This is a genomic window from Photobacterium sp. (assembly GCF_057456235.1).
The window spans coordinates 272,095-296,163 of record NZ_JBVCPH010000003.1; the positions used below are offsets into that span (position 1 = coordinate 272,095).

The 24,069-nt window shown below is 42.7% G+C and carries 23 protein-coding genes; 12 read left to right on the forward strand and 11 right to left on the reverse strand.

Features of this window, described 5'->3' with window-relative positions:
* Window positions 1-11: 11 nt before the first annotated feature.
* A complete protein-coding gene (locus tag AC2204_RS05580) occupies window positions 12-716 on the reverse strand; it encodes a response regulator transcription factor (protein WP_318924489.1) in 705 nt (234 codons plus the stop codon).
* 213 nt (window positions 717-929) lie between these two features.
* Between AC2204_RS05580 and ptsG the strand changes: the two genes are divergently transcribed.
* Window positions 930-2,372, forward strand: coding sequence for a glucose-specific PTS transporter subunit IIBC (gene ptsG, locus AC2204_RS05585; protein WP_318924490.1), 1,443 nt, complete (start codon window positions 930-932; stop codon window positions 2,370-2,372).
* A 192-nt stretch (window positions 2,373-2,564) separates the two neighbouring features.
* Here ptsG and AC2204_RS05590 read toward each other — a convergent pair whose 3' ends face one another.
* Genes AC2204_RS05590 through AC2204_RS05600 form a run of 3 tightly spaced genes read right to left on the reverse strand, consistent with a single transcriptional unit; the run spans window position 2,565 to window position 4,755 of the window.
* Entirely contained in the window at window positions 2,565-3,173 is a 609-nt protein-coding gene (locus AC2204_RS05590) for a DUF2987 domain-containing protein (protein ID WP_318924491.1), read from the reverse strand.
* Window positions 3,174-3,175: 2 nt separating this feature from the next.
* The gene (locus AC2204_RS05595) at window positions 3,176-3,952 is read right to left on the reverse strand and encodes a glucosaminidase domain-containing protein (protein ID WP_318924492.1); all 777 of its coding nucleotides are present in this window, start codon (window positions 3,950-3,952) and stop codon (window positions 3,176-3,178) included.
* Window positions 3,949-4,755 (reverse strand): DUF2189 domain-containing protein, encoded by an 807-nt coding sequence (locus AC2204_RS05600; protein ID WP_318924493.1) that lies wholly within the window; start codon window positions 4,753-4,755, stop codon window positions 3,949-3,951. Before AC2204_RS05600 ends, AC2204_RS05595 begins: the two co-directional genes overlap by 4 nt.
* 439 nt (window positions 4,756-5,194) lie before the next feature.
* Between AC2204_RS05600 and potA the strand changes: the two genes are divergently transcribed.
* From potA to AC2204_RS05620, 4 genes are all read left to right on the forward strand, one after another.
* Window positions 5,195-6,313, forward strand: a complete 1,119-nt coding sequence (potA, locus tag AC2204_RS05605; protein WP_318924494.1) for a spermidine/putrescine ABC transporter ATP-binding protein PotA — start codon at window positions 5,195-5,197, stop codon at window positions 6,311-6,313.
* Complete coding sequence (gene potB, locus AC2204_RS05610; protein WP_318924495.1) at window positions 6,297-7,154, forward strand: spermidine/putrescine ABC transporter permease PotB; 858 nt, start codon at window positions 6,297-6,299, stop codon at window positions 7,152-7,154. Before potA ends, potB begins: the two co-directional genes overlap by 17 nt.
* Entirely contained in the window at window positions 7,154-7,924 is a 771-nt protein-coding gene (potC, locus tag AC2204_RS05615) for a spermidine/putrescine ABC transporter permease PotC (RefSeq protein ID WP_318924496.1), read from the forward strand. Before potB ends, potC begins: the two co-directional genes overlap by 1 nt.
* A 126-nt stretch (window positions 7,925-8,050) precedes the next feature.
* On the forward strand, window positions 8,051-9,082 hold the full coding sequence (locus AC2204_RS05620) for an extracellular solute-binding protein (RefSeq protein WP_318924497.1): 1,032 nt from the start codon (window positions 8,051-8,053) through the stop codon (window positions 9,080-9,082).
* Between the two features lie 118 nt (window positions 9,083-9,200).
* Here the strand turns inward: AC2204_RS05620 and AC2204_RS05625 are convergent, their stop codons facing one another.
* Window positions 9,201-10,775: an N-acyl-D-amino-acid deacylase family protein gene (locus tag AC2204_RS05625; protein ID WP_318924498.1), complete on the reverse strand. Its 1,575-nt coding sequence runs from the start codon at window positions 10,773-10,775 to the stop codon at window positions 9,201-9,203.
* Between the two features lie 376 nt (window positions 10,776-11,151).
* Between AC2204_RS05625 and AC2204_RS05630 the strand changes: the two genes are divergently transcribed.
* Window positions 11,152-12,195, forward strand: coding sequence for an extracellular solute-binding protein (locus AC2204_RS05630; RefSeq protein WP_318924500.1), 1,044 nt, complete (start codon window positions 11,152-11,154; stop codon window positions 12,193-12,195).
* Window positions 12,196-12,268: 73 nt separating this feature from the next.
* Here AC2204_RS05630 and cobB read toward each other — a convergent pair whose 3' ends face one another.
* The gene (cobB, locus tag AC2204_RS05635; RefSeq protein WP_318924501.1) at window positions 12,269-12,994 is read right to left on the reverse strand and encodes a Sir2 family NAD+-dependent deacetylase; all 726 of its coding nucleotides are present in this window, start codon (window positions 12,992-12,994) and stop codon (window positions 12,269-12,271) included.
* 443 nt (window positions 12,995-13,437) lie between these two features.
* Here cobB and fdhD point away from each other — a divergent pair, with 443 nt between their 5' ends.
* The 5 genes from fdhD to pbpG all read left to right on the forward strand — a co-directional run bounded on the left by fdhD (window position 13,438) and on the right by pbpG (window position 18,854).
* The gene (gene fdhD / locus AC2204_RS05640) at window positions 13,438-14,292 is read left to right on the forward strand and encodes a formate dehydrogenase accessory sulfurtransferase FdhD (protein ID WP_318924502.1); all 855 of its coding nucleotides are present in this window, start codon (window positions 13,438-13,440) and stop codon (window positions 14,290-14,292) included.
* A 579-nt stretch (window positions 14,293-14,871) separates the two neighbouring features.
* Window positions 14,872-15,378 carry a DUF2505 domain-containing protein gene (locus AC2204_RS05645; protein WP_318924503.1) on the forward strand — a complete coding sequence of 169 codons (507 nt, stop codon included), beginning with the start codon at window positions 14,872-14,874 and terminating at the stop codon, window positions 15,376-15,378.
* Between the two features lie 135 nt (window positions 15,379-15,513).
* Window positions 15,514-16,146, forward strand: a complete 633-nt coding sequence (locus tag AC2204_RS05650; protein ID WP_318924504.1) for a TetR/AcrR family transcriptional regulator — start codon at window positions 15,514-15,516, stop codon at window positions 16,144-16,146.
* Between the two features lie 556 nt (window positions 16,147-16,702).
* Window positions 16,703-17,668 carry a hypothetical protein gene (locus tag AC2204_RS05655; RefSeq protein WP_318924505.1) on the forward strand — a complete coding sequence of 322 codons (966 nt, stop codon included), beginning with the start codon at window positions 16,703-16,705 and terminating at the stop codon, window positions 17,666-17,668.
* A gap of 289 nt (window positions 17,669-17,957) precedes the next feature.
* Window positions 17,958-18,854, forward strand: a complete 897-nt coding sequence (gene pbpG / locus AC2204_RS05660; RefSeq protein ID WP_318924506.1) for a D-alanyl-D-alanine endopeptidase — start codon at window positions 17,958-17,960, stop codon at window positions 18,852-18,854.
* A 35-nt stretch (window positions 18,855-18,889) separates the two neighbouring features.
* On the opposite strand, the gene AC2204_RS05665 is transcribed toward pbpG, so the two are convergent.
* The 5 genes from AC2204_RS05665 to AC2204_RS05685 all read right to left on the reverse strand — a co-directional run bounded on the left by AC2204_RS05665 (window position 18,890) and on the right by AC2204_RS05685 (window position 22,488).
* The gene (locus AC2204_RS05665) at window positions 18,890-19,834 is read right to left on the reverse strand and encodes an alpha/beta hydrolase (protein ID WP_318924507.1); all 945 of its coding nucleotides are present in this window, start codon (window positions 19,832-19,834) and stop codon (window positions 18,890-18,892) included.
* A gap of 307 nt (window positions 19,835-20,141) precedes the next feature.
* Window positions 20,142-20,501: a phasin-related domain-containing protein gene (locus AC2204_RS05670; protein ID WP_107282595.1), complete on the reverse strand. Its 360-nt coding sequence runs from the start codon at window positions 20,499-20,501 to the stop codon at window positions 20,142-20,144.
* Between the two features lie 164 nt (window positions 20,502-20,665).
* Window positions 20,666-21,286: a phasin-related domain-containing protein gene (locus AC2204_RS05675; RefSeq protein ID WP_318924508.1), complete on the reverse strand. Its 621-nt coding sequence runs from the start codon at window positions 21,284-21,286 to the stop codon at window positions 20,666-20,668.
* A 258-nt stretch (window positions 21,287-21,544) separates the two neighbouring features.
* Window positions 21,545-21,823, reverse strand: coding sequence for a polyhydroxyalkanoic acid system family protein (locus AC2204_RS05680; RefSeq protein ID WP_318924509.1), 279 nt, complete (start codon window positions 21,821-21,823; stop codon window positions 21,545-21,547).
* Window positions 21,824-21,954: 131 nt separating this feature from the next.
* Window positions 21,955-22,488, reverse strand: coding sequence for a lecithin retinol acyltransferase family protein (locus AC2204_RS05685; RefSeq protein ID WP_318924510.1), 534 nt, complete (start codon window positions 22,486-22,488; stop codon window positions 21,955-21,957).
* Between the two features lie 234 nt (window positions 22,489-22,722).
* Here AC2204_RS05685 and AC2204_RS05690 point away from each other — a divergent pair, with 234 nt between their 5' ends.
* Complete coding sequence (locus AC2204_RS05690; protein ID WP_318924511.1) at window positions 22,723-23,940, forward strand: transglycosylase SLT domain-containing protein; 1,218 nt, start codon at window positions 22,723-22,725, stop codon at window positions 23,938-23,940.
* Window positions 23,941-24,069 lie beyond the last annotated feature (129 nt).

Below are 24,069 nucleotides of genomic sequence, written 5' to 3' on the forward strand. Positions count from 1 at the left end.
CTCAAAGTCATTCATGCTTCGTCTAATGTGTCTAACGCAAGCATATAGCCTTTGTTGCGAACGGTTAAAATAAGAGAACGATCGTCATCTTTCAGGTGTTTGCGCAACCGACTCATCTGGACGTCAATACCGCGTTCGAAAGGTTCTACATCTCTCCCCCAGATACACTGTGCAATCTCATCGCGACTAAATAATTTATTCGGATGTTGTACCAGCAGGCTAAAGACGGAAAAATCGGCTCCTGATAATTGTACGACGTTTCCATTGGTATGAATAAGTTGGCGTTTTACGGTATCAAAGGTCCAATCTAAAAATGCAATTTTTCGATTAAATGGCGTATTTGAACTAAATTGACTACGCCGAAGTAAGGCTTTAATTCTGGCTAGTAATTCTCTGGGGCTGAACGTTTTTGTAATATAATCATCTGCACCGATTTCAAGCCCTGCTACACGATCAGTCTCATCACAGACAGCGGTCAGCATAATAATAGGAACATGTGATTTGAGTCGTATTTTACTGCACAGTGTTAATCCATCATCACCGGGCAACATGATATCTAGAATAATTAAACTAGGTTCTTCCTTATTTAAGTGCTGCCACATTTCATCGCCATCGGCAGCCGTCAGCACATTAAAACCTGAACGCCCTAAGTATTCGCTTAGCGCATCACGTATTTCTTCATTATCATCAACCACTAATATGGTTTTATTCTTCACTATTTCATCTCGATAAACTAGATTCTTTGAATTTATACGTGTTGTCTCTTTTATCTTCAAGCCATTTTATCAGCTCCCCTTCATTAATCGAGAATGATTTTAATTTATTTGTAAGTATTCTCTTACAAATAGATAACCTTAATTAACCTTGAACAAGAATTAATAATTTATTGTAGTAAATGAAAGAGAGTACACACAAATAAGGAATTTATTATGATCAGTTCTACCTTTGGTTTACTACAAAGAATCGGGCGGTCGCTTATGCTACCGGTCGCCGTATTACCTATAGCAGGTTTGTTACTCGGTATAGGTTCCGCTAATTTTTCATGGTTACCAACAATCGTTTCTGACATTATGGCAATGTCAGGTGATGCCGTATTCAGCAATCTTGCACTCATTTTTGCAATTGGCGTGGCACTTGGTTTAAGTGATAACGATGGTGTGGCTGGTCTTGCCGCGACTGTAGGGTTTGCCATCTTGACCGCCACGATGGGCGTAATGGCAAAACAACATGGTATCGAAACTGCCAGTGTGATCGGTATTCCAACCATTAATACCGGCGTATTTGGCGGGATTGCCATCGGTGCAATAGCATCGGTGATGTACAAACGTTTCTACAATATTCGTTTACCGGAATATTTAGGCTTTTTTGCAGGCAAACGGTTCGTGCCCATTGTTACGGGGATCAGTGCAATTGCACTTGGTGTGATAATGAGCTACATCTGGCCACCCATCGGTAATGTAATTGACACTTTTTCACACTGGGCTGCTTATCAAAGTCCAACCCTTGCTTTCGGTATTTATGGCTTTGTTGAACGTTCACTTATACCTTTCGGCCTGCATCATATCTGGAATGTTCCTTTCTTCTTTGAAGTCGGCGAATATGTAAATCCTGAAACAGGTGCGGTGATCAAAGGTGAAATACAACGTTATCTTGCTGGCGACCCTACTGCAGGTAATCTAGCTGGCGGTTACATGTACTCAATGTGGGCACTACCTGCAATTGGTTTGGCAATTTATCGTTCAGCTCGGCCTGAAAAACGCGCTCTGGTTGGCGGTATTATGGCTTCGGCGGCATTAACTTCCTGGCTAACCGGTATCACTGAGCCAATGGAGTTTTCATTCCTGTTCGTCGCACCAGTTCTTTACGTCATTCACTGTATATTCACCGGTATTGGTTTTGCTCTTGTCAGCGCATTAGACATCCATCACAGTGTGACCTTCGCACACGGTGCTATCGATTTCTTAATCTATTACCCACTATCACAAAATGCATGGCAGTTCATCATTATTGGCCCACTTTGGGCAATCATGTACTACACCGTATTCCGCTTGTTGATTGCCAAATTAAATCTGATGACTCCCGGACGAGAGAGCGATGAAGAAGATCTCAGCCAAATTACTGAGATTGGAACTGAACTGGCTGAGAACCTTATCTCTGCACTCGGTGGCAAATCTAACATCAAAAATGTTGATGCTTGTATTACCCGTCTGCGTGTCACATTACATGATATCAAACAAGCAGACATTGACGGCATTAAACGACTTGGAGCTAGAGAGGTATTGGTGATTGGCGATAATTTACAGGCTATTTTCGGTACACAATCAGACAATATCAAAACAGAAATTAATCAAGTTCTGGTAACCACCAATTAATCAGAATAGAAAGGAATTCTCACCATAAAAAACATCTTTGGCTTTTGCAGAACTGAAAACACATCACTAATGTACGGCATCATATTGAGAGCTAAAGTAATTACTCGTTTCACCTAACGGCAGAACAACAAAGCCTCTTTACCTGTAATGGTTAGAGGCTTTTTTTCGAGCATAAATTTGATAGATCAGGCGTTAACTACCTTGAGGGATCCAGGGGGTTACTTTGACGATTGGTTGCGGGAATTGTAAAACTTCATCTTGGGATAAATCAGCTAATTTAATAACGGCTTTAGATTCGGAAAAGTGTACAACGACCCCTTCAGCTTCAGGCATAAACCAAGATGCAAACATGCCACCAAGATCGGAAAGCATATTATTCATTTGAGGAACCAGTTGCGCGATCTCGTTTTGGCTCAAGCTTGTATCAAAATTTTGGTTGGCAATAACTTGCATCGAGACATCACACGTAATGCCGTCATCAATTACGAATGTGACATCAGGGTTCGCCTGGCGAAGGTTTTTATCAACGGGAACCACTAACTCATTGCTCTCGGGTATCACCAACTCTTCATAATGCTTCTCTTTTCGCATCGAAGCCTTTCGGGTCTTACAGACTTCCCCGTTTGCTTGGTTAACAAGAAACAGTGCAATGCGCACATCATCATGACCTTCTTTTACATTCTGCTTCAATTTACTATGAAGCGTACTGTAGCGAATATCAATCTTCTGGGCGTTGGCGTCTTGAGCATATACAGTGCTTGTGGCAAACAGGCCGGCTAACAGCCAATGGCTCAACTTCATCCTTATCCTTGGCTCCAATACTTATTGTTATGTCTGATCATGGATTGAATTTCATCAATATACTCATGACCTCGTTCAGAATACCGGCTTAAGCCCTCAGCCAGCTTTGTACCAGTGATTGTTTGTCCGGCAGTACGCTGCTCTGCGCGAATTTGACGCAGTTCAGTATAAGCATTATTACGATTTAAATTCATAAAATAAGCATTAACAGACTGATATGCCGAATCAAACACGGCGACTTCATGGGTAAAGCCTTCTGTGCGAGAGGCCGGCACTAAGCCGCAGCCCTCACGGTAGCACCACTGACCAAAATAGTTATTCCCATCAACGGCAAAGCGTGATGTTCCCCAAGCTGACTCATTCGCAGCCTGGCTTAGCACTAACTCTTCAGGTAACACATCAACACGAAGCAACATCAGTGAAAGCCAGTCATTTGTGACGCTGTCACTGTTAAGTGGCAACTGGTACATGTTGCCCAGCTTTGTTGCATAAACAAGCTGTTTACTGTCGATCGCTTTTTCTGACTCAGCCTTTGACTTCAGCTTCAACAGAAAATCACGTTCTTCACTCACCCGTTTGTTTTCCTGCACGACGGCTGGTCGTAAGTGATCAAAAAAAGATTGTTTTTTCTGATTAACATCTTCAATCACTGCAAAATCAGGTTCAGAAGAAGTCTCTTTATCTTTGCTTGAATCTGATATGTTTCCAAACGGTGCCTCCCCGCAAGCTGTCAGGGCGGAAATCAAAAACACCAAGGCAATTTTATTCTTCAATATCACGCGGTAAATACCTTGTCATTCTTATCTGGCTTATTGTGATCATCATGCCCCTTCTTGGCAGTGGTCACCTGCAACGTTATGCCAAACAGGTTTCGGTAAATAATACCCTTAACATTAAAGAAGAATGGAATGGTCCAAATCAACCCTAACCCCGCAGTAGCAAAGGAAATAAAGAACATGACGAGTACAACAAGATAAATTGCCGTCATCGGCATTAATTTTTTCAATGTTGCTATGAGTGAAATCTGTATCCCCCTCAGCGGCGTGACTCGTTTTTCACAAACCAGAATAATCGCCATACTAAAACCCATAGAGAGTAGTAACCCGATAAGAGGGAAAATTGCATTACCGATCCCTTGGATTGAAGATGTCAGTAACATGGTAATGATAGACACCAGGAGAAAAGGAAAGCCTTTCACTAAATGACTTGGTTTGGTCGGCAATCCGACGGCATGGTTCAATGCCATGAGACTCACACCAACGAACAGTGGTGCACTTAAAACATCCGACCAGAAGTTAGCCATATAACCCGCCTGAACGAGTTCTGCCGTCATTTCCTGACCACTGATAATGACATCAAAAAACAAAGCAGCATCACCCAGTTGCACTTGCAAGCCAACCAGTAATAGCGCAGCTTGCGCAAGAAAAAGGCCGATAATGGCAGGAAGAAAGGATAAGAAGTGTCTTGCTGTCACTTTCCAGGCTTCTTGCAATACAGCAACCGCCTGAAGATCAACATCTCCTTTTAAGGCTTTTTCAATCGAGCCGCCAACGTGGAAGCTTTTATTCATTGCGTCTTTCATATACATATCATTCTGTCTGAGGAACGCTTATTGTACGCTAGCTAGACGTTTTTAAAAATCAAGCTGTTGTAAAAAATGCTCACAAGCCGTCAAATCGTACGATATTTGAACAGGCCGTCCCGCTTTTCTAAATATTCTAATGCAGACCTCTTATCTGTTAGTCGACTTAGGTTGTTTCTGAAGGCCTTTCATACTTAGCCGAGTGCCATAATGTGGCGGCAGTATCATTCCTTTACCTGACTCTGAAATGGCTGACTTTACGCTCAGATATAACCCTGATTTTCTGTTGTATTACTGTGATACAAGGTATTGCATCAACAGAAAAAATACGGAAAAAAACACTTTCTATTGCGCTTTTAGAAGACTATTATTCGCCTCTTAAAATGAGCCATTGATAATGGGATCCTAACCATACACCCCAGGTGGAGATAACGTAGAATTGAACGCTGCAAAAACATCTAAAAAACCAGTGATCCAACTCAATGGGCTGAGCAAGAGCTTTGATGGCAAACAAATCATCGCAGGCCTTGATCTGAATGTGAATGATGGTGAGTTTCTGACGATCTTGGGCCCTTCCGGTTGTGGCAAAACCACTGTACTTCGCCTTATTGCTGGTTTTGAGAACGCTGACGATGGTCAGGTTATTATTGCCAACAAGGATGTTACCGAGATCCCTGCAGAACAACGACATGTTAATACGGTGTTCCAGAGTTATGCTCTGTTTCCGCACATGACGGTATTTGAGAATGTCGCGTTTGGTTTGCGCATGCTAAAAGTTGCAGAGCTTGAGATTGAACCTCGGGTAACTGAAGCGCTACGTATGGTGCAGCTTGAAAAGTTCTCCTCTCGTCGGCCTCATCAACTGTCTGGTGGGCAGCAGCAACGTGTTGCTATTGCCCGTGCCGTTGTAAATAAACCTAAAGTATTGCTGCTGGATGAATCTTTATCTGCCCTTGATTACAAACTCCGTAAACAGATGCAGATCGAATTAAAACAGCTTCAGCGCAAACTTGGCATTACGTTTATTTTTGTGACTCACGATCAGGAAGAAGCCTTGTCGATGTCTGACCGCATTATCGTTATGCGTGACGGCAATATTGAACAAGACGGCTCACCCCGTGAAATTTACGAAGAGCCTAGCAACCTGTTTGTTGCGCGTTTCATCGGCGAAATCAATGTCTTTGACGCCATTGTACAAGAACGTTTAGATGACAAGCGTATTATGGCTGATATTGAAGGCCGTTCAGCACAGGTTCACTGTAAACTACCGGTTAATACCGGTGACAAGGTGAAAGTGCTACTACGTCCGGAAGATATCCGCCTGGAAGAAATCAATGATGGCGATCAAGCAGCGGGGATCATCGGCTACGTTCGCGAGCGGACCTATAAAGGGATGACGCTGGATTCGGTTATTGAACTGGAATCAGGCAAGTCTGTGATGGTTAGCGAATTCTTCAACGAAGACGATCCTGATGTCGACCACTCTATGGATCAGAAAGTTGCAGTTACCTGGGTAGAAAGCTGGGAAGTGGTATTGGCTGATGAACAAGAAGCTTAATCTCCAAAACATCATCATAACGGTCATCGTCAGTTGGTTGGTGCTGTTTGTATTTATGCCTAACCTGATGATCATCGGAACCAGTTTCCTGACCCGAGATGATGCAAACCTGATAGAAATGACCTTTACGTTTGATAACTACATAAGGTTGTTTGATCCGTTGTACGCCAAGGTCATGTTGCACTCGTTCTATATGGCGGCTGTCGCAACGCTCTTGTGCCTGCTGATTGGATATCCGTTTGCTTACGCTATTGCGAAAATGCCCGAGAAGTGGCGGCCATTTATGCTGTTTTTGGTGATCGTACCATTCTGGACCAACTCATTGATCCGTACCTATGGTTTGAAAATCATGCTGGGTACCCGGGGGATCTTTAATAATACCCTGCTCTACCTGGATATTATTGATAAACCGATACGCATTATGTACACCGAATATGCGGTAATGATTGGTCTTGTTTATATTTTGTTGCCATTTATGGTACTGCCGCTTTATTCGGCGATAGAGAAACTCGACAATACCTATATCGAAGCGGCACGCGATCTGGGTGCGAATAAATTTCAAACCTTCATCAAAGTGATCTTCCCGTTAACCATGCCTGGTATTATTGCCGGCTGTTTACTGGTACTGCTTCCTGCATTAGGGATGTTCTATGTTTCTGATCTGTTGGGTGGGGCGAAGAATCTGCTTATTGGTAACGTCATTAAGAGTCAGGTATTGAATGCCCGTGACTGGCCTTTTGGTTCTGCAACCAGTATCGCGTTAACCGTCGCTATGGCTGTCATGCTGTATGCCTATTACCGTGCAGGGAAATTACTCAACCGTAAAGTGGAGCTGGAATAATGGGACGCGCATTTAAGTTCAGTTTTATGACTTTGGTGTATGCCTTCCTATATACACCGATCATTATTTTGATCGTGAACTCCTTCAATGCCAGCAAATTTGGTATGAAATGGGGAGGATTTACCACCAAATGGTATGAGCATCTAATTAATAATGATGGCTTAATGCAAGCAGCGTGGCATTCTATCAATATTGCGGTTTTTTCAGCCACCGTTGCCGCGATTATCGGTAGCCTAACGGCCGTTGCCTTATTCCGTTACCGATTCCGTGGTAAAACATTCGTAAATGGCATGTTGTTTGTGGTGATGATGTCACCTGACATTGTGATGGCGATTTCGCTGCTGGCGCTATTTTTATTGCTGGGAGCCGAGCTGGGATTCTTAACCTTGTTACTGTCCCACATTACCTTCTGTCTGCCGTTTGTGGTCGTCACCGTTTATAGTCGGCTCAAAGGCTTTGATGTGAAGATGCTGGAAGCGGCTCGCGATCTGGGTGCCAGTGAGTGGGTCATTCTCAAGCAAATTATTTTGCCCTTAGCAAAACCCGCGGTAGCCGCGGGTTGGTTATTGAGTTTTACCCTGTCACTGGATGATGTCATTGTCAGTTCATTTGTAACAGGTCCGACTTACGAAATTCTGCCATTGAAAATTTACTCAATGGTTAAAGTCGGCATTTCTCCGGAAGTGAATGCATTAGCGACTATAATGCTAGTGGTTTCCCTGTTTTTGGTCATCTGCTCGCAGCTAGTTGCACGGGAAAAGATAAAGTAGTTTTCGTGCTTCGGAGAACTGATCTCACGATCTAAATTTGGCCTGAGCCAAATAAATGCAAGTGGCTATTCTGATTAGTCGCTTGTTTTTTTAACACCCTAATGGGGTTTTGGAGTTGATACAATAATGAAAAAAAGGTTCGCTTTTCTGACCGGTGCAGCATGTGCAGCCGCTATGTTTACAAATACAGTGAGTGCAGCTGACAAAGAATTAGTCTTTATGAACTGGGGACCGTATATTTCTACGGAACTACGAGAACAGTTTACGAAGGAAACTGGTATTAAAGTGATTTATTCGACTTACGAGTCGAACGAGACTATGTATGCTAAGTTGAAAACACATTCGGAAGGCTATGATCTAGTCGTGCCATCAACTTACTTTGTTACGAAAATGCGTGATGAAGGCATGTTACAGCAAATCGATAAATCTAAACTGACGAACTTTAAAGAGCTCGATAAGAATTATCTCGACAAGCCTTTTGATCCTAGCAATGACTACTCTATCCCTCATGTGATTGCGATGACCGGTCTGGCGGTAAATACGGATATGTATGATCCTGCAGACTTCAACAGCTGGGCTGACTTGTGGAATCCTGAACTTAAAGGCCAACTTATGCTAATGGACGATACACGAGAAGTCTTCCATATTGCATTACGTAAGCTTGGTTATTCAGGTAACACCACCGATCCTCAACAGATTGACGAAGCCTACAAAGAACTAAAAAAACTAATGCCGAACGTCTTGGTATTTAACTCTGATAACCCAGCCGCACCGTATCTAGCGGGCGAAGTGGGTTTAGGTATGCTTTGGAATGGTTCTGCGGCTGCAGCGCAAAAAGAAGGCCTGCCAATAAAGCTGATTTGGCCTAAAGAAGGCGGGATTTTCTGGGTCGACAGCCTTGCTATTGCTAAAAATGCGAAGAACGTTGATGCTGCACACAAAATGATCGATTTTTTGCTTCGCCCAGATGTAGCCGCAAAGATTTCAGAAGATACCGGTTACCTGACGGCAGTAAAAGCGTCTAACGAAAAATACAAAGATGATCCTACCCTTTTCCCACCACAAGAAGATCTTGATCGTGGTGAATGGCAAGATGCTGTGGGCAAAATGAATATCCGTTATGAAAATTACTTCCTAGAGCTTAAGGCCGGCCAGTAATTTCATCAATCAAATGATCCCACTAAGGTAACCACGTTGTTTTTTGAAATCAGTTGTTAGTGAACTCTTTTCTTTAAGATAGCTTGTTGGTTACCTTTTTTATTGGCGTCGTTACCTGTTATGCCAGTAGCAATTCGCCAGAACACGTTTCCAAATACTGCTCCTCCGCCACTTTACGGCAGCCGTTGACCCATAAATTACGTAATCCGGTTGAACACTGTTGCGGCTGTTCAATGGTCGCGTGATCACAGAAATCGGAGCCAAACATGGCAATATCAGCATAGTAGCCCGGTGCTATTTTACCGCGCTTGTCGAGTGAAAATGTTTCTGCACTCAAGGCCGTCATTTTATGAACTGCCTGCTCAAAAGACAGCAATTGGCGCTGTCTGACAAAGTCGTGGATTATTCGCGGAAAAGTACCACAGACCCTAGGGTGAAGCCTCCCTCCCAATATTGTGTCAGAGCCGACCATTCCCCGCGGGTGCTGAAAGATCTGTTCAACTAACGCCTCATCCATAAAATAGTCGATCATCCGAACATTACCCCGCTCTCTGACAAGAAGATCAAGGACGAAGTCAACAGGATGCTGCCCAGTCTGCTGTGCGCACTGGGCAATATTCAGCCCCAACCATTGCTGAGATGCCTGGGTTTCAACTTCACAAACCAGAATATTCCCCCACCCTAACAATGCAGGCAGATTATCCCACGGTTCACCGGCCTGAGGTAAAATCCGCTCTGCAAACCAATCACGAAGTTGCTTTCTTACAGCCGGTGTTTGCAGTGCGCCCATTAAAGCATCAGGTGCGTAAGTGCGAATAAGGGCCGGAGGTAAGACAGAAAACAATGTCGTACTGCCATAATGATACGGATACTGATCAAATGTCAGCTCATGCTGTTCGATAAGTGTCAGTAACTTATCCAGTTTACCGGCATTACGACGACCAATTAATTTCAGATGTGAAATATGAAGCTGGCATCCTGCTTGATGCGACAATGTGATCATCTCTTGTAAAGCTTCCAGGATCTCATCACTTTCACTGCGCATATGTACAACCAGCGGCTTGTGATGTTTGGCGGCAATCCGGGCGACAGTCAGTAACTCATTGCGGTCACTAAATAACGCAGGATGATAGATCAAACCCAAACTAATACCACGGGCACCGGCAGCCAGCGATTCATCAGCCAACAGAGCCAGTTGCCGGCGTTGTCTCTTATCCATCGGCATGTTGCTGTTACCACAAATCTGATAGCGCAATAAACCATGTGGCAGAAAGGACGACAGATTGACTTCCATCCCCTGTTTTTTCAGGGCAGCGCCGAAACTCGGGAAGTCGTTCCAGTTCCAATCAACAGGGGGGTTGCCGATGATCAGTCGTTTTCTCAATTCTGGCTGGAGAGTTTCAGGCACAGGAGCAACACCAAGTCCGCAAAGACCGATCAGTTCAGTGGTTATCCCTTGCAGCACTTTGGGTCTGAAGCCTTGCGGCAGAAAAGCGGCCAGATCGGCATGGCTGTGAACATCAATAAAACCCGGAGTCACAAACGCGCCATCGGCCTCAATTATTTGATCGACTTCTGCCGTAATTACAGGCGCAACATTAGCGATCACCTTGTCGTCAATTAACACATCGCCATTGAACCCGGCACACCCTCTGCCATCAATTACGGTGGCATTCTTTATCAGCTGGCGCATCGTTTTTCTCCGTAATAAATTGCTGGTCATGCGGACGCGAAAGTACAACCTGTTGTTTAGTGCAGTATTTCTAATTATTATGTATGACAAATAGAGAAATTGAAATACCTCCTAATTTTTATTCCGCCTTTATTTCTCTCCCCTAAAGGATGAAGCACACCACCCACATCCGCATATCGCCTGCTGTGATCATAGTATTCTTCTGCTATAATTCCCGCACAATAATCGGAAATAATTCATTAGCTTAATGTGCTAATAATTTATTTTCGTACAATTAGGGGTAGCGGTTTAATACTGGCATTTTCGTTCGGTATATTCGCTAGAGATAACTCTCAACCTTTGGATCGAAACGTCCAGTTTGTTAGGAGCAATAACAATGAAAAAATGGTCTTCTTTAGTGGCCGGTAGCGTATGCGCAGCAGCAATGTTCACCAACGTGGCAGTAGCCGCAGATAATGAACTCTATTTCTATAACTGGTCTGAATATATTCCATCAGAAGTATTGGAGCAGTTCACCAAAGAAACGGGCATTAAAGTCATCTATTCCACTTATGAATCGAATGAAACCATGTATGCCAAGCTGAAAACGCACGGCGAAGGTTATGACCTGATTGTTCCATCCACTTATTATGTATCTAAGATGCGTGATGAGGGCATGTTACAAAAAGTTGATCACTCAAAACTTTCTTATTTCAAAGAACTTGATCCTAACTATCTGAACAAACCTTTTGATCCAAATAACGATTACTCAATCCCTTATATCTGGGGTGCTACCGGTATTGGTGTGAATACCGATATGATGGATAAAACCCAGATCAACAGCTGGAGTGATTTCTGGGATCCTAAATGGGAAGGCCAGTTGATGATGATGGATGATGCTCGTGAATTCTTCCACATTGCACTGCGTAAGCTGGGTTATTCAGCTAATACCCAAAAGCCGGAAGAAATCAAAGCGGCCTATGAAGAGCTGAAGACATTAATGCCAAATGTATTGGTATTTAACTCGGACTACCCCGCTAACCCGTATATGGCCGGAGAAGTTTCTCTGGGTATGCTATGGAATGGCTCGGCGTACACCGCGCGTCAGGAAGGCGCACAAGTCGATATCGTATGGCCAAAAGAAGGTGCGATATTCTGGATGGACAGTCTGGCAATTCCAGCGAAGGCCAAGAATACAGACGCTGCTCATAAAATGATCGACTTCCTGCTGCGTCCGGACAATGCAGCAAAAGTAGCCGTAGAAATTGGTTATCCGACGCCAGTCGCCGGTGCAAAGAAACTGCTGCCGGCAGACTTTGTAAATGATAAGAATGTTTTCCCGTCACAAGAAGTATTAGATGCGGGTGAATGGCAAGACAGTGTTGGCACTGCAAACACCATTTATGAAGAGTACTTCCAGAAGCTAAAAGCGGGTCAATAATAAAGATTTGACGTTATAAAAAAGGAGGTTTCAAGTCGAGCCTCCTTTTATAAACTCTTTAACCTCGGTTAGATCACGCTGCACCTGATATTCCTAAAATCTCATCTATAAACTCAGGTACCAATTTCGATGCCGGGCCATAGCGCTTCTCAGCAAACTCATTTTCGACTTCGCTTGGCTCAAGATTTAATTCAATAGTATGGGCACCATGCATCGCCGCTTCATGGACAAAACCTGCAGCAGGATAAACAGCACCGGATGTACCGATAGAGATAAACAGATCCGCATCCAATAACGCTTCATGAATACGTCCCATTCCAATTGGCATTTCACCAAACCAGACGACATTTGGGCGTAACGGAGCGGGCATCTGGCAGCAGTGGCAATGGTCATCTAACATAAGATCTCCTCCCCACTCTACACTTTGGCCTGTTTGGCTGCACTGTGCCTTCAGCAACTCTCCATGCATGTGAATAACATTTTGGCTTCCTGCCACTTCATGCAGGTTATCGATATTCTGGGTAACGATAGTCACTTTTCCATTGAACTCTTTGGCAAGCTTTGCCAGAGCAAAATGTGCAGCATTAGGGGAAACAGTGCCACTTTCTAGTTGGTGACGACGTTGGTTATAGAAATTCTGCACCAGAGCAGGATCACGACGATAGCCTTCAGGCGTCGCAACATCTTCAATATGATGACTTTCCCACAATCCGTCCTGATCACGAAACGTTCGAATGCCAGATTCAGCAGAGATACCCGCACCCGTTAAAATGACAATACTTCGGTAGGGAAAAAGCATATGTGCTGTCCTCGTGTGATCTTTATCATCTATTTATACCACTGTTTTTATCCGGTTTTAAGCGCCTTGGTCTTAGACAATAGTCTTAGACTTGCGTTAAAAACCAATCGACATAATAGCATGTTCCATTGTCACTCCCCCCCTTTCAGCGGAACTGTTTAACTGACTCTTTTGCTTACTGAACGGTTTATTGTTAATGATGTTTTATAAAAATTTGCGGATTGTTTCTTATTTTGAATTACATATATAAAGTTATAGTGCGTTAGATATCAAAAGGCAGCACATCGCAATCAAATTCTGTTTATTATACTGACGGTTCTGTTTTTTTATGGTGAAATTCTTCCAATAACATAGAATTTGACAACTCAGTTAAAAAACAGTCCAGCATCCCCCTGGATGTGGGACTTGAATTAACATTATAAAATACCCGCAGGGAATCTCTGATGTCCAAATTGCCAAGAATCATAAAAACAAACTCATCTGTTAATCAGACAATCACCGTTGATGTGATGGATGAATACGGTGACATGATGGCCAAAGAAATTGCGTGCGAGCACCCTTTAACTGTCTATTTAAACTGGATTGAAGTGGTGACACTGATGACACTGGGTGAACGCCCTTCACCGCTGGTTCTTGGCTACTTAAAAAATCAAGGGTTTATCGAAGATATCGAAGCCATTGAATCATTGATTATTGATTGGGAAACCAACTCGGCCGCAGTGATCACCGGCGAAAATACCGATGATGTGCAAAGGAAGCTGAGTAAGAAAACGGTTACCTCCGGCTGTGGCCAAGGTACCATGTTCGGTGACGTAATGAAAAAGTTAGAAGGCGTTACGCTGCCCCAACCTACTATTTACCAGTCTAAGCTCTATGGGTTATTGGCGTCTTTAACCCATCACAACCAAACCTACAAAGCGGCTGGTGCCGTGCATGGTTGTGCGGTATGTAAAGACACCAATATTCTGTCGTTTGTCGAAGATGTCGGCCGTCACAATGCCGTCGATACCCTGGCCGGTGAAATGTGGATGAAGGGCGAAACCGGTGCTGACAAAATCTTTTATACCACCGGGCGTTTAACCTCTGAAATGGTGATTAAAGTCGCGCAGATGGGGATCCCTGTTTTATTATCCCGCTCAGGCGCCACACAAATGGGCTACGACTTAGCGAAAAAACTTGGTATCACAATGATTGCGCGAGCTAAGGGCCATCGCTTCCAAGTTTATAGCGGTCTAGAAAATCTGGTGCTGGATGTTAAGGGGATGGCGGCTGAACACACACTAAAAGGAAGCATCTGATCCTTCCTTTCAAGAACTTATGAACACCAAGGCGGTTGCCGAATAAGCACTTGAAAAGTGACTTAATGATCATACGCTTATCTGTTGCCGTCAACAAACCTAGAGTCCCAAAGAACACACTCCTGCTCGCTGGCCTGTTGTATGCCAGCCTTATCGCTTAAATCTATATTGATAGCAAAACAACAAGTAACCCTTTATTCACTCGTCACAAAAAAACAATCCTTTTGAATTTCATGAAAGCAAAAAATCAATTAATGCAATCATATGTGATTTTTCTATCCTTTACCTCAAACCTGACACCAGCACCGCCATATCTTGCAAGCATAACCGGACTTTTTGTGAGCAATTACTCTAAACCGTAAAATTCCAACGAGGAATATTGATCCACTCCTAATTTTCATCAAAACGACTTTGAGCTTTTGTGCTACCAGATGCACACTGTGGAAGTGTCGTCCGACCAGTATTTTGGGGCTGTTACAAAGCAGTCATTAACCATTTTTTGTCGGTAGAAGCTATATTATTAATAATCAAATTGCACTTCCAAGTGTCATTTGCGAAAAACTCATGTAAGGATACATTATGCAAGTTTCTGTCATTCATGATTACCTAGAAGATCTCGATACCATTTTGCGTTTTTTTAGTGAAGAAGAACTCATCACTGAGAAGTACCTGAGCCTGGGTGCAAAAAGTGTGCGTATAAACAGGCTTGAAGAAACCGACGATGGCTTCCTAGTTGAAACTCAGCGCGATATGCCTGCGAATGTACCAGGGATGCTAAAAAGCATTCTAGGTAGCGATAACACCATAAAGCAAAGTGAAAAATGGTACTGGCAGGAAGACGGGAATATTTTGTGTGAGATGAAAGTAGATATTGTCGGTGTTCCCGCAGCGATCAGTGGCCAGATGGTATTCAGTGAACCGGCTAGCGGACCAGCCACTCAGAACAAAGTGGCTGTCACCATTAGTTCATCACTACCATTTATTGGCAGCGCCCTAGTATCATTTATAAGCGATGATATCAGGCAGCAAATGCAAGCGGAATACGATTTTTTACGCGAAGCCTTACCGCAACTGCTCGCTGAATAAAACAGAAGTGATCTGTGTTGTCTGAATTGAACAGATTAAACAGACCAGAACCTTAGCTACCAGCGCACAATGTGGCTTTGGTACTAAGTGCAAAAACACTTTTCTTTCACCGCAACAGTCAGACAAGGAAGGATAATGAAAACCCGTGATCGGATTCTGTCAGTCAGTCTAGACCTTTTTAACCGCGAAGGGATCGCGCAAACCAGTACGCTGATTATTGCCTCAGAGATGGGTATCAGCCCTGGAAACCTATATTACCATTTCCGAGGCAAAGACGAGATCATTACCACTCTGATTACCGAGCTGCAGAACTCGTTAACCACTATTAGTAATAATTACCCTAACCAGGTTAAAGATTTTGATGACTACTGGCCTTTTATGCACACAGTAATGGCGTTGTTTACCCACTATCGCTTTCTGTTCAGAAATCTTGATAACCTAAACGGTCATAACCCACAAATTAAGCGAAAGATTCGTACGTTGATCTTAAAGCTGCGCCAGCTGAGCAATGACATGCTTGATCAGCTAATCATTTTAGGGAAACTAAAGTGTGATAACAACAGCCTGCCATTGTTAGCCGATAACCTACTACTGGTTAGCCTTAACTGGCTTAATTATCAAACATTGTTAGATGATAAATACAGCGAAAGCGAACTGATTCGCTCTGGTGTATTACGCCTGATCTCAATGGTAGAACCTTACCTGACAGAGTCGGCGGAATCAGAGTTCTATACCCACCAAGATTTACTCAACGAGCTTGTGAATTAACCTCATCATGAATAACATTTGATAACGCCGTGATAATTTCACGGCGTTGTTTATACCAAAAATAACTCAACTGACGTAAGTACAAGTAAAACTGTTATGACTAAACTTCCTCCAAAAACATATTAACTGGCCAACAATATCGGTCGTTTTTTAACCACCAACAAAAAGTAAGCTTTCTTTTGATATTATAACGACAAGCCTGACGCCATTAATTTGGCCTGACAGCGCCTGTATTTTGACCGTTATTTACTTTTCACTTAGCTATTATTGCCAATCATATGCACAATGGTGCTTATTGTGTTTGGGGCGAATTTAAAATTATGATGATTTTATTCTTATAACTACCATAAAAATAATGACTTCCGGCTTAAATAATTATTTAATACATTTGTAAAAAATTGTGATGTATTACATGAAATGCAACTTCAGTTTGTCAGGGTTCTGCAAAAAAATGATAGCTTTAAGGCTACTGAAGCTTTTATACATGCTGAATTTTCGCTAGCAGGTCTCGCTGCTTGATTAAAACTCTATATTTTCAAAGGTTAACCATTCGTCAATGTTAAAAAAAGCCATTTTCCTGCTATCGATAAGTGCAGCTTTCTTTGCTCAAGGGGCTTCATTACTGACTGAAAGCGAACTCGAGCAGATAAAGCAAGTAAAAGAACAGTATAACAATACGACTGAATTGAAAGAGCTCACTGAGGTCAACAGCAGTATCTTCACTTATAAAAACCAAACTGCGCAGTTGGAATCAGCCATTATTCGTGGAAAAAAGACCTATCATGAATTCCAACTGAAAATGAGTGAAGAAATGCTTTCTGGCACAGAAGAAAGCACGAATTACTATTTCGACTCAATGAAAAAGGTGTCAAAAGAGATTAAGTCTGCTCAAGAGAGAATAAATACAAATACTGCTCTTATTGACAAGAATAAAAAGAAAATCGACAAGCTTAATGATGCGATCCGTGAGTCAAATAAAACCTACAACGAGAAGCTCACTTCTCTCAAAGAGAATGCAGTCTCTCGAATCAAAAAAGAATTTGCCAGCCCTATTCCGATTGAGTTAAACGGCAAGCTTAAGTGCTCTCCTTATCAATCTATTCGTGAGTGTTTTGAAAATAAGCAGACCAATAGCAAATTAGTCAATGATGCCATTGAGTCTCGTTTTGGTCAGATCAACATTAAAAGTAACGTTAACAAATTCAATGTCAACTCAGCGATGATGGATTACGATGGGAATGTTACCTACAATGTTTCATTCAACTTATTTGTTCAGTACAACGAAGATATCAATGCCCAGATCATCAAAGAAATTGGTGTGGAATCGTTCGATGTTAAGTTAGTCAGTAATAAGGCTGCAAGCTTCTACATCAATGGAGTGCCTGTTGGTGAAGGGATTAATGTGATGGTTAACATTCCTAAAGGCCAGCATTCGATTCTGGCGAGATACAACGGCCAGCAAGAGTCTACAGTACAAAATATCACCGATGCGGTCAGCCTGACTTACAATTTTGAAAGCTAATAATTTTTGAACGCTGATTAAAATTGTAAGCGAACAGCCAGATAAAAACGGGAAAATTTGATCCCGCTGCAAAAACTAATCGCTTATCGATAAAAATATAAAAAAGCCAGCTAACTTTTTAGCTGGCTTTTTTAATTGTATTCCCTTGAATAAACGAAATTTTATCTTTAATTCGTGTGGTTTTACAGTATGTTCACTCGCATTAGAGTTCAGGGAAGGGAAACAATAGCCTTTGTTTTTTTGTTATCTTTATACCGATTTATTTAATATAACCTTGCAAGGAGCCATTGTGGGCAAAGCGTTACTTTTTTTCTTTTTCTTATCCAGTGCTAGTTTTACCGCGACTGCAACAATCAACACGGCCAAACTGGATCCGGAAAATATCCAAACGGCATCAGTCAGTACCTATGTCACTGACATGAAATCTGGCAAAACCCTCTTTGAGAAAAACGCCGATGTGGTGATGCCAATAGCATCGTTAACTAAGCTTATGACGGCCATGGTGGTGCTAGATGCAAAGTTGCCCCTGAACGAAAAAATTACATTCACAAGATTAGATAAAGAACGGATGTACAACGGCTACTCTCGCATCCGAATGGCGTCGCAACTCAGTCGCGGTGAGACTATTCGCATTGCGCTGATGTCATCGGAAAATCTGGCGGCAGCGGCACTCGCCGGAAATTACCCTGGCGGTTACGACACCTTCATCGATGCCATGAACAATAAAGCAAAATCACTCGGCATGGCAGATACAACCTTTGTTGATAGTTCAGGTCTTAGCCCTGAAAATGTATCAACCGCTGACAACTTAGCAAAAATGGTTCATGCCGCTTATCAGTACCCGGAAATCCGCAAATACAGCACCACTGCCGTGCATACCGCTTACTTCAAAAAGCCAAAATACAAACTGGGTTATACCAATACCAATCTATTAGCGCGTGGCAAAAAATGGGCGGTAGAACTGAGTAAAACCGGTTACCTGGATGTTGCTGGGCACTGTTTGGTAATGATTACTAAAATTGAAGGCAAGAAGATATTAATGGTCATGCTTGATACTCAGGGGAAATTGACGCCTGTAGGAGATGCAGGACGTATCAAGAAATGGTTGCAAACGGGTAATAGCGGTGATATTTCGGATTCTGCTATTCAATACCAAAAAACAAAGCTAACGGATCTGACTGACTAAGCCAGCTTGAGTGCGCACGATGAGGCCAGTTTACTTTAGCTGGCTTTTTTTTTGCTGGGTATGGTGGGTTTACTTGCTTCATATCGGTCAACGACAAATGATGCCATGAGCTTGATCGCTTCTTGGGCTTCACTCAGCTGATAAAACAACGGATAAACATGCGGAACACCTTTAACCACATTAATAGACACATCCCCTTCCGCTTCAGCAATCTTTGCGGCTAAGCGAATGGAGTCATCCATTAAGACTTCCTCCGTACCAGCGGTAATAAAAATCGGTGGTAGATCGTGCAGTGCCGCATAGTAAGGAGAAACATCAGGATCGCAGGGGTTATGATTGCCTATATAGTTATTACGCATCAGCAGCAGGCTGCTCAAGTCAAAGAAAGGGTCATCTTTGCTCTTGGTAAATGCAGACTCTCCAGTCACGGCCATGTCAGTCACAGGAGACAATAATATTGCTCCTGCAGGCATAGGTAAATTGGCGTTTCGCGCACGAATTAAAGTTGTTAGGGCTAAATTGCCACCAGCTGAATCCCCGGCAAAAATAATCTGATGAGGTAAATAGCCTTTGATCAGCAATGTCCGATACACTCCATAACATTCGTCAGCAGCCGCTGGATAGGGCCTTTCCGGTGCCAGACTATAGTTCACCATTAAACCTCGTGACTTCGTGGCATTGGCAAGCCTGGCAAGAAAAGCATTATGGATGTTGGGGCTATGGAAACAAAATCCACCGCCATGGAAATACAGAATAATTTTATTGCCACTGCTGTTTGGCATATCAACCCAGTCACAACCTACATTAGCGAACTTAGCCGAGGTCACAACCATATTTTTCGGCATACTGATGAGTGCGCCGTAATTATCAATGCTAGAAATTAATTCACGCATTTCTATGGTTGAGTTACAACGGGCAAGCCGTTGACGCATGACACGGGATAAGAGTTTATTAAAGGCTCTATTACGCCAGCTATCCATAACTCCAACCTTGTTAACATAAAAAGTTAATAACCGAGCTAATTACTAATTAAGGGTTAGATAACCCGTTTAGTCAATGTATGGCAGTAAAAATTCTATCGACTAACAACGCCGTCACTACTTCTATGCCGTCGCTAACCTCATGCCAGACGACTCCATTTGATTAACCAACCCCATAGAAAAAAGGCGCGCGTGCATGGCCCACGCGCAACCTAAAAAGACATATATCCTGAAGGTGTGGTTATATGTCTTGCCGGGTTACAGTATCATCTGGCTGGCTTGATGATACATAACCCTGCATTGGCAGCTACTCTACTTCTGCCAATTTTTCGACAGCTAGTGTCAGCTTGTCGATTTTCTCATCCATACGTTCTAGTTTTTCACGGTCAACGCCACTTAGGCGGTAGAATAGATCATTCATGCCCGCTTCTACTTCATCAGAAGCCTTCTCGGCATTTTGACCAATGCACTCTTTCGCTTGGGTTTCTACTTCTTTCCCGCGCTCTACCAGTTCATCGAACGCAGTAGACGTTTTCTCATTTAACTGCTGAGCTTCTTCAAGTGTGCGGCTATAAAGGCCCAAGCCTGCTAACCAAATATTGCGCGCAACACCTTCACCACTTTCAACGACATTCTTCGCCGCTTTCACTACTGTTTTATCGATCATAATATTATCCCCCTGCGCTTAAACGCTGGTCTGTGTAATGAAACTATCGCTATGTGTTCACTAGATGCCTGCTCATTGATTGTTGGTAGACTTCCTGCGAACTCAGCGTACTTTAAATTCACTTTCGCTATTTTATTACCACCTGACTCGTCAGCACCTGATGTTTATGCTTTTTCCGATGCAGGCTTAACTTCCATCTTTTCCGCTACAGGTTTAGCTGCGGTTTCGTTCTTTACCGGCTCAGCCATTCTTGGTTTCTCAGAAACAACTTCTTTTTTGACAGCAGTGTCTTTTTTAACAGCTGTCTCTGTTGTTTTCGCCGATTTACGACGTGCAACGCCTGATTTCTTTCCTTGTGCTGCAGGGGCTTTTGCTGTCGTTGGTTTTGCAATAGCTTTTGCCTGTTCTGGCTTAGCTGTCTGCTGACGCTCTAACAGCGATTCAATACTGGCTGTTAATTGATCAATCTTGTTATCGACACGATTCAAACGCTCATTATCGATACCGATAAATTTCTGCACCATCTGATGAACGCGTTCTTCGATCGCAACAGATGTTTGATTACGTGCAGTATGCACACGTTCTTTAGTTTTTGATTCAACCGCATGTCCGCGCTCTACCAGTTCATCAAACAAGCTTTTACCTTTATCTGATAACTGATTCACTTCATCCGCGCTTTTTGCATAAGCGCCCAACCCGGCTAACCAAATGTTGTAGACCATGGCATCACGTATAACTTTTTTATCTTTGCCTGATTCATACGCAGTCTGTTTAAAGATGCCCATTATTGCGCCCTCCTAATTTCTATTCCATCTGTTGTCAGCCAGTGGTATTTGCCTGACTGCTTATACATAGAATAAGAATTTCAATTAGAATGTTCTTACTAAAAGAGCGATTTTACGCGGGCGAGATCAAATATTTGAATGATTGAATCGGGAAGGTGTAGCGGTATACCTCGGGGCAAGAAGCTAGAATCGAGTAATAAGTATAGAGAAACGAGAATCTAGGTTCTCGTTTCTCGGCCCTCGTCACTAAGACTTGAATTAGTTAGATATTAGCAGTTGGTCCAGCCGTTCCGTGATATGGTTTTCAATCGTAGATGCAAAAAAACTCGCAGCAAACCCCAATTTCAGCTGAATAACAATCTTGCCTTCCTGTGAATGTAAAAATCCACGTGCCGATGAATGGTGAATGACCAGTTTACCTTCCTGCCACGACCAGTTTATACCATATTCCTGCGCCAACTCTTCAGCAATTGTCTCTGACATTTCAACAATATCATCCAGATGAAAATCATGTTCGCGTTCAATGAAAATAGTCACAATGGATTCCATTCAATTAATGCAACTAGTGCAATTACTCTACTTGTATTATAAACATACCTGACAGAGATATCTTTTTCTGTGCCACGGATCGAATACAAGACGATCAACGTACAAATAAAATTAGTGAGTCACAGGGGCATGCTTCGTCGGACTAGCAGACGAGCAACCCTCGTCAATAATATAGCGCTTCCTACTGCAAGCTGGGCACCTATTATCGCACGACGATACGGTTTTTTTTCAGAAGGGGTGGTTAACCCTCCGCACAACAAGCCTACTCCCGCCAACTTTATCAAGCGCTCTTGTGCCCTCAATATCAAATAGCTTCCAAGTATTAATACGATAAAACGCTGCAATTGGGTACACTCCACCGGTAAACCGTGCGATTCACGGACAAATTGTTCGCAATTTTGATTAAATAAATTATAAGGCATGCCTAAGTATTTTTGACCATTGATATAGGCCTGCTCAGGATCCTGCCCAACAATAGAGCTGACAACAATTTCCTTGCCGTCAGCGAACTCTTCCAGTGTATCAAACTGTACCCTGCGTCTTTTTTTCGAATTATGGATCACACTACCTTGTCCGTCCGACATGCCATAGTGCCAGTATGTGCTACAACGAATTTTTAAAACCGTTCCCACGGGATAAAGAACATCTGACATTTCTTACCTCTTACTTTAGACATTGCCGATTTAGCTTATTAAGCATAACCAAATATCGACGTTTCATCGGTGAAATTTGGTTTCAGACTCAATATATCCAAACCTGTCGATAGATAGATTTATAAGCAAAATACATTTTACCTGCTATAAATTTAACTACAGGTGAAATTTGGAAATCAATATTGCGTAACGATATTAATAACTTAAAATCATTGGTAATTGAAAATAATCAATATGAATTATAAATTTTTATTGTTCAGTACAATACTGCTTTCTGGCTGTCAGGGAGCATACCTGCTGGAAGAAACGACAAGCAACCACGACCAATCGAACGATAGTTCGATCATTGATTTGACTTCAGAAACCATAAATCAACACTGTCGTATTGACCACCAGCGACACAGTGGTACTTATGTTGCTACAGGACAGCCACAAACAAATTCACAACAACCTATTTCTGATATTTCAGAGAAAATCGAACCTGATTTGTGGGATATCTTAGCCCGTTCCTTTTCATTGCCTGTTCCCGACAATAAACGTATCCGACAATCTCGTCACTGGTTTGTGAATAATCCATACCATATCAGAACGGTATCCCGACGGGCCGAACCTTTCTTATACCTCATATATGACGAGGTACAACAGCGCAACATGCCTATTGAAGTTGCCCTGTTACCTTTCATCGAAAGTGCTTTCGATCAGTTTGCATATTCACCTCGCTCCGCTGCCGGTCTCTGGCAGATCACCGTGCCGACAGGGAAAACATTCGGCCTGGAATACAGAAAAGGTTACGACGGCGGACGTGATGTTCTAGCGTCAACGGCCGCGGCATTAGATCTACTGGAATACCTACATGAAAAGTTTAACGGTAATTGGCTTCATGCCATTGCCGCTTATAATACCGGTGGAGCGCGAGTCCGAAATGCAATCAAAAAGAATAAATCTGAAGGAAAATCAACTGACTTCTGGGCATTAGAATTACCGAAAGAGACCCGATGGTATGTTCCTAAGTTGTTAGCCATGGCTGACATTATTAAACACCACAAAAAATATGACCTGGATTTCGCAACTATCAAGCCCGAGCCAGCGTTGTCTGAGGTTATTGTAAATACCCGCGTTCAATTAAACGTTTTAGCCAGCCATGCTGAGATCTCAAGTAAAGCCGTGTATGCACTCAATCCTGGCTACACGGCTGGTTATACTCTGGCCAAACGAGATAATCGTATTCTTCTGCCTAAAGACAAAATAGAAGCTTTTTACAAAAATGAAGGGAGTCTTGATTATGTCAAATACAAATTCACAATTCACAACATTCAACCGGGCGAATCATTGAGCGAACTGGCTCAGATCAACAACACAACCGTCTCGCATATAAAACAGATAAATAAGCTATCAGATTCAATTATTATCGCCGGACAGCAACTCCTGATCCCTTTGTTTTATACAGAGTGACGAAAAGTACACGAAATGATCGGCAAGACTCTGACTAACAGTAAACCCCTGCCCATACCACTACGGCATATGATCGTGAATTGCTTCCAGCTCAAGATGAAATAACTCAACATTACCCAAAATCACAGC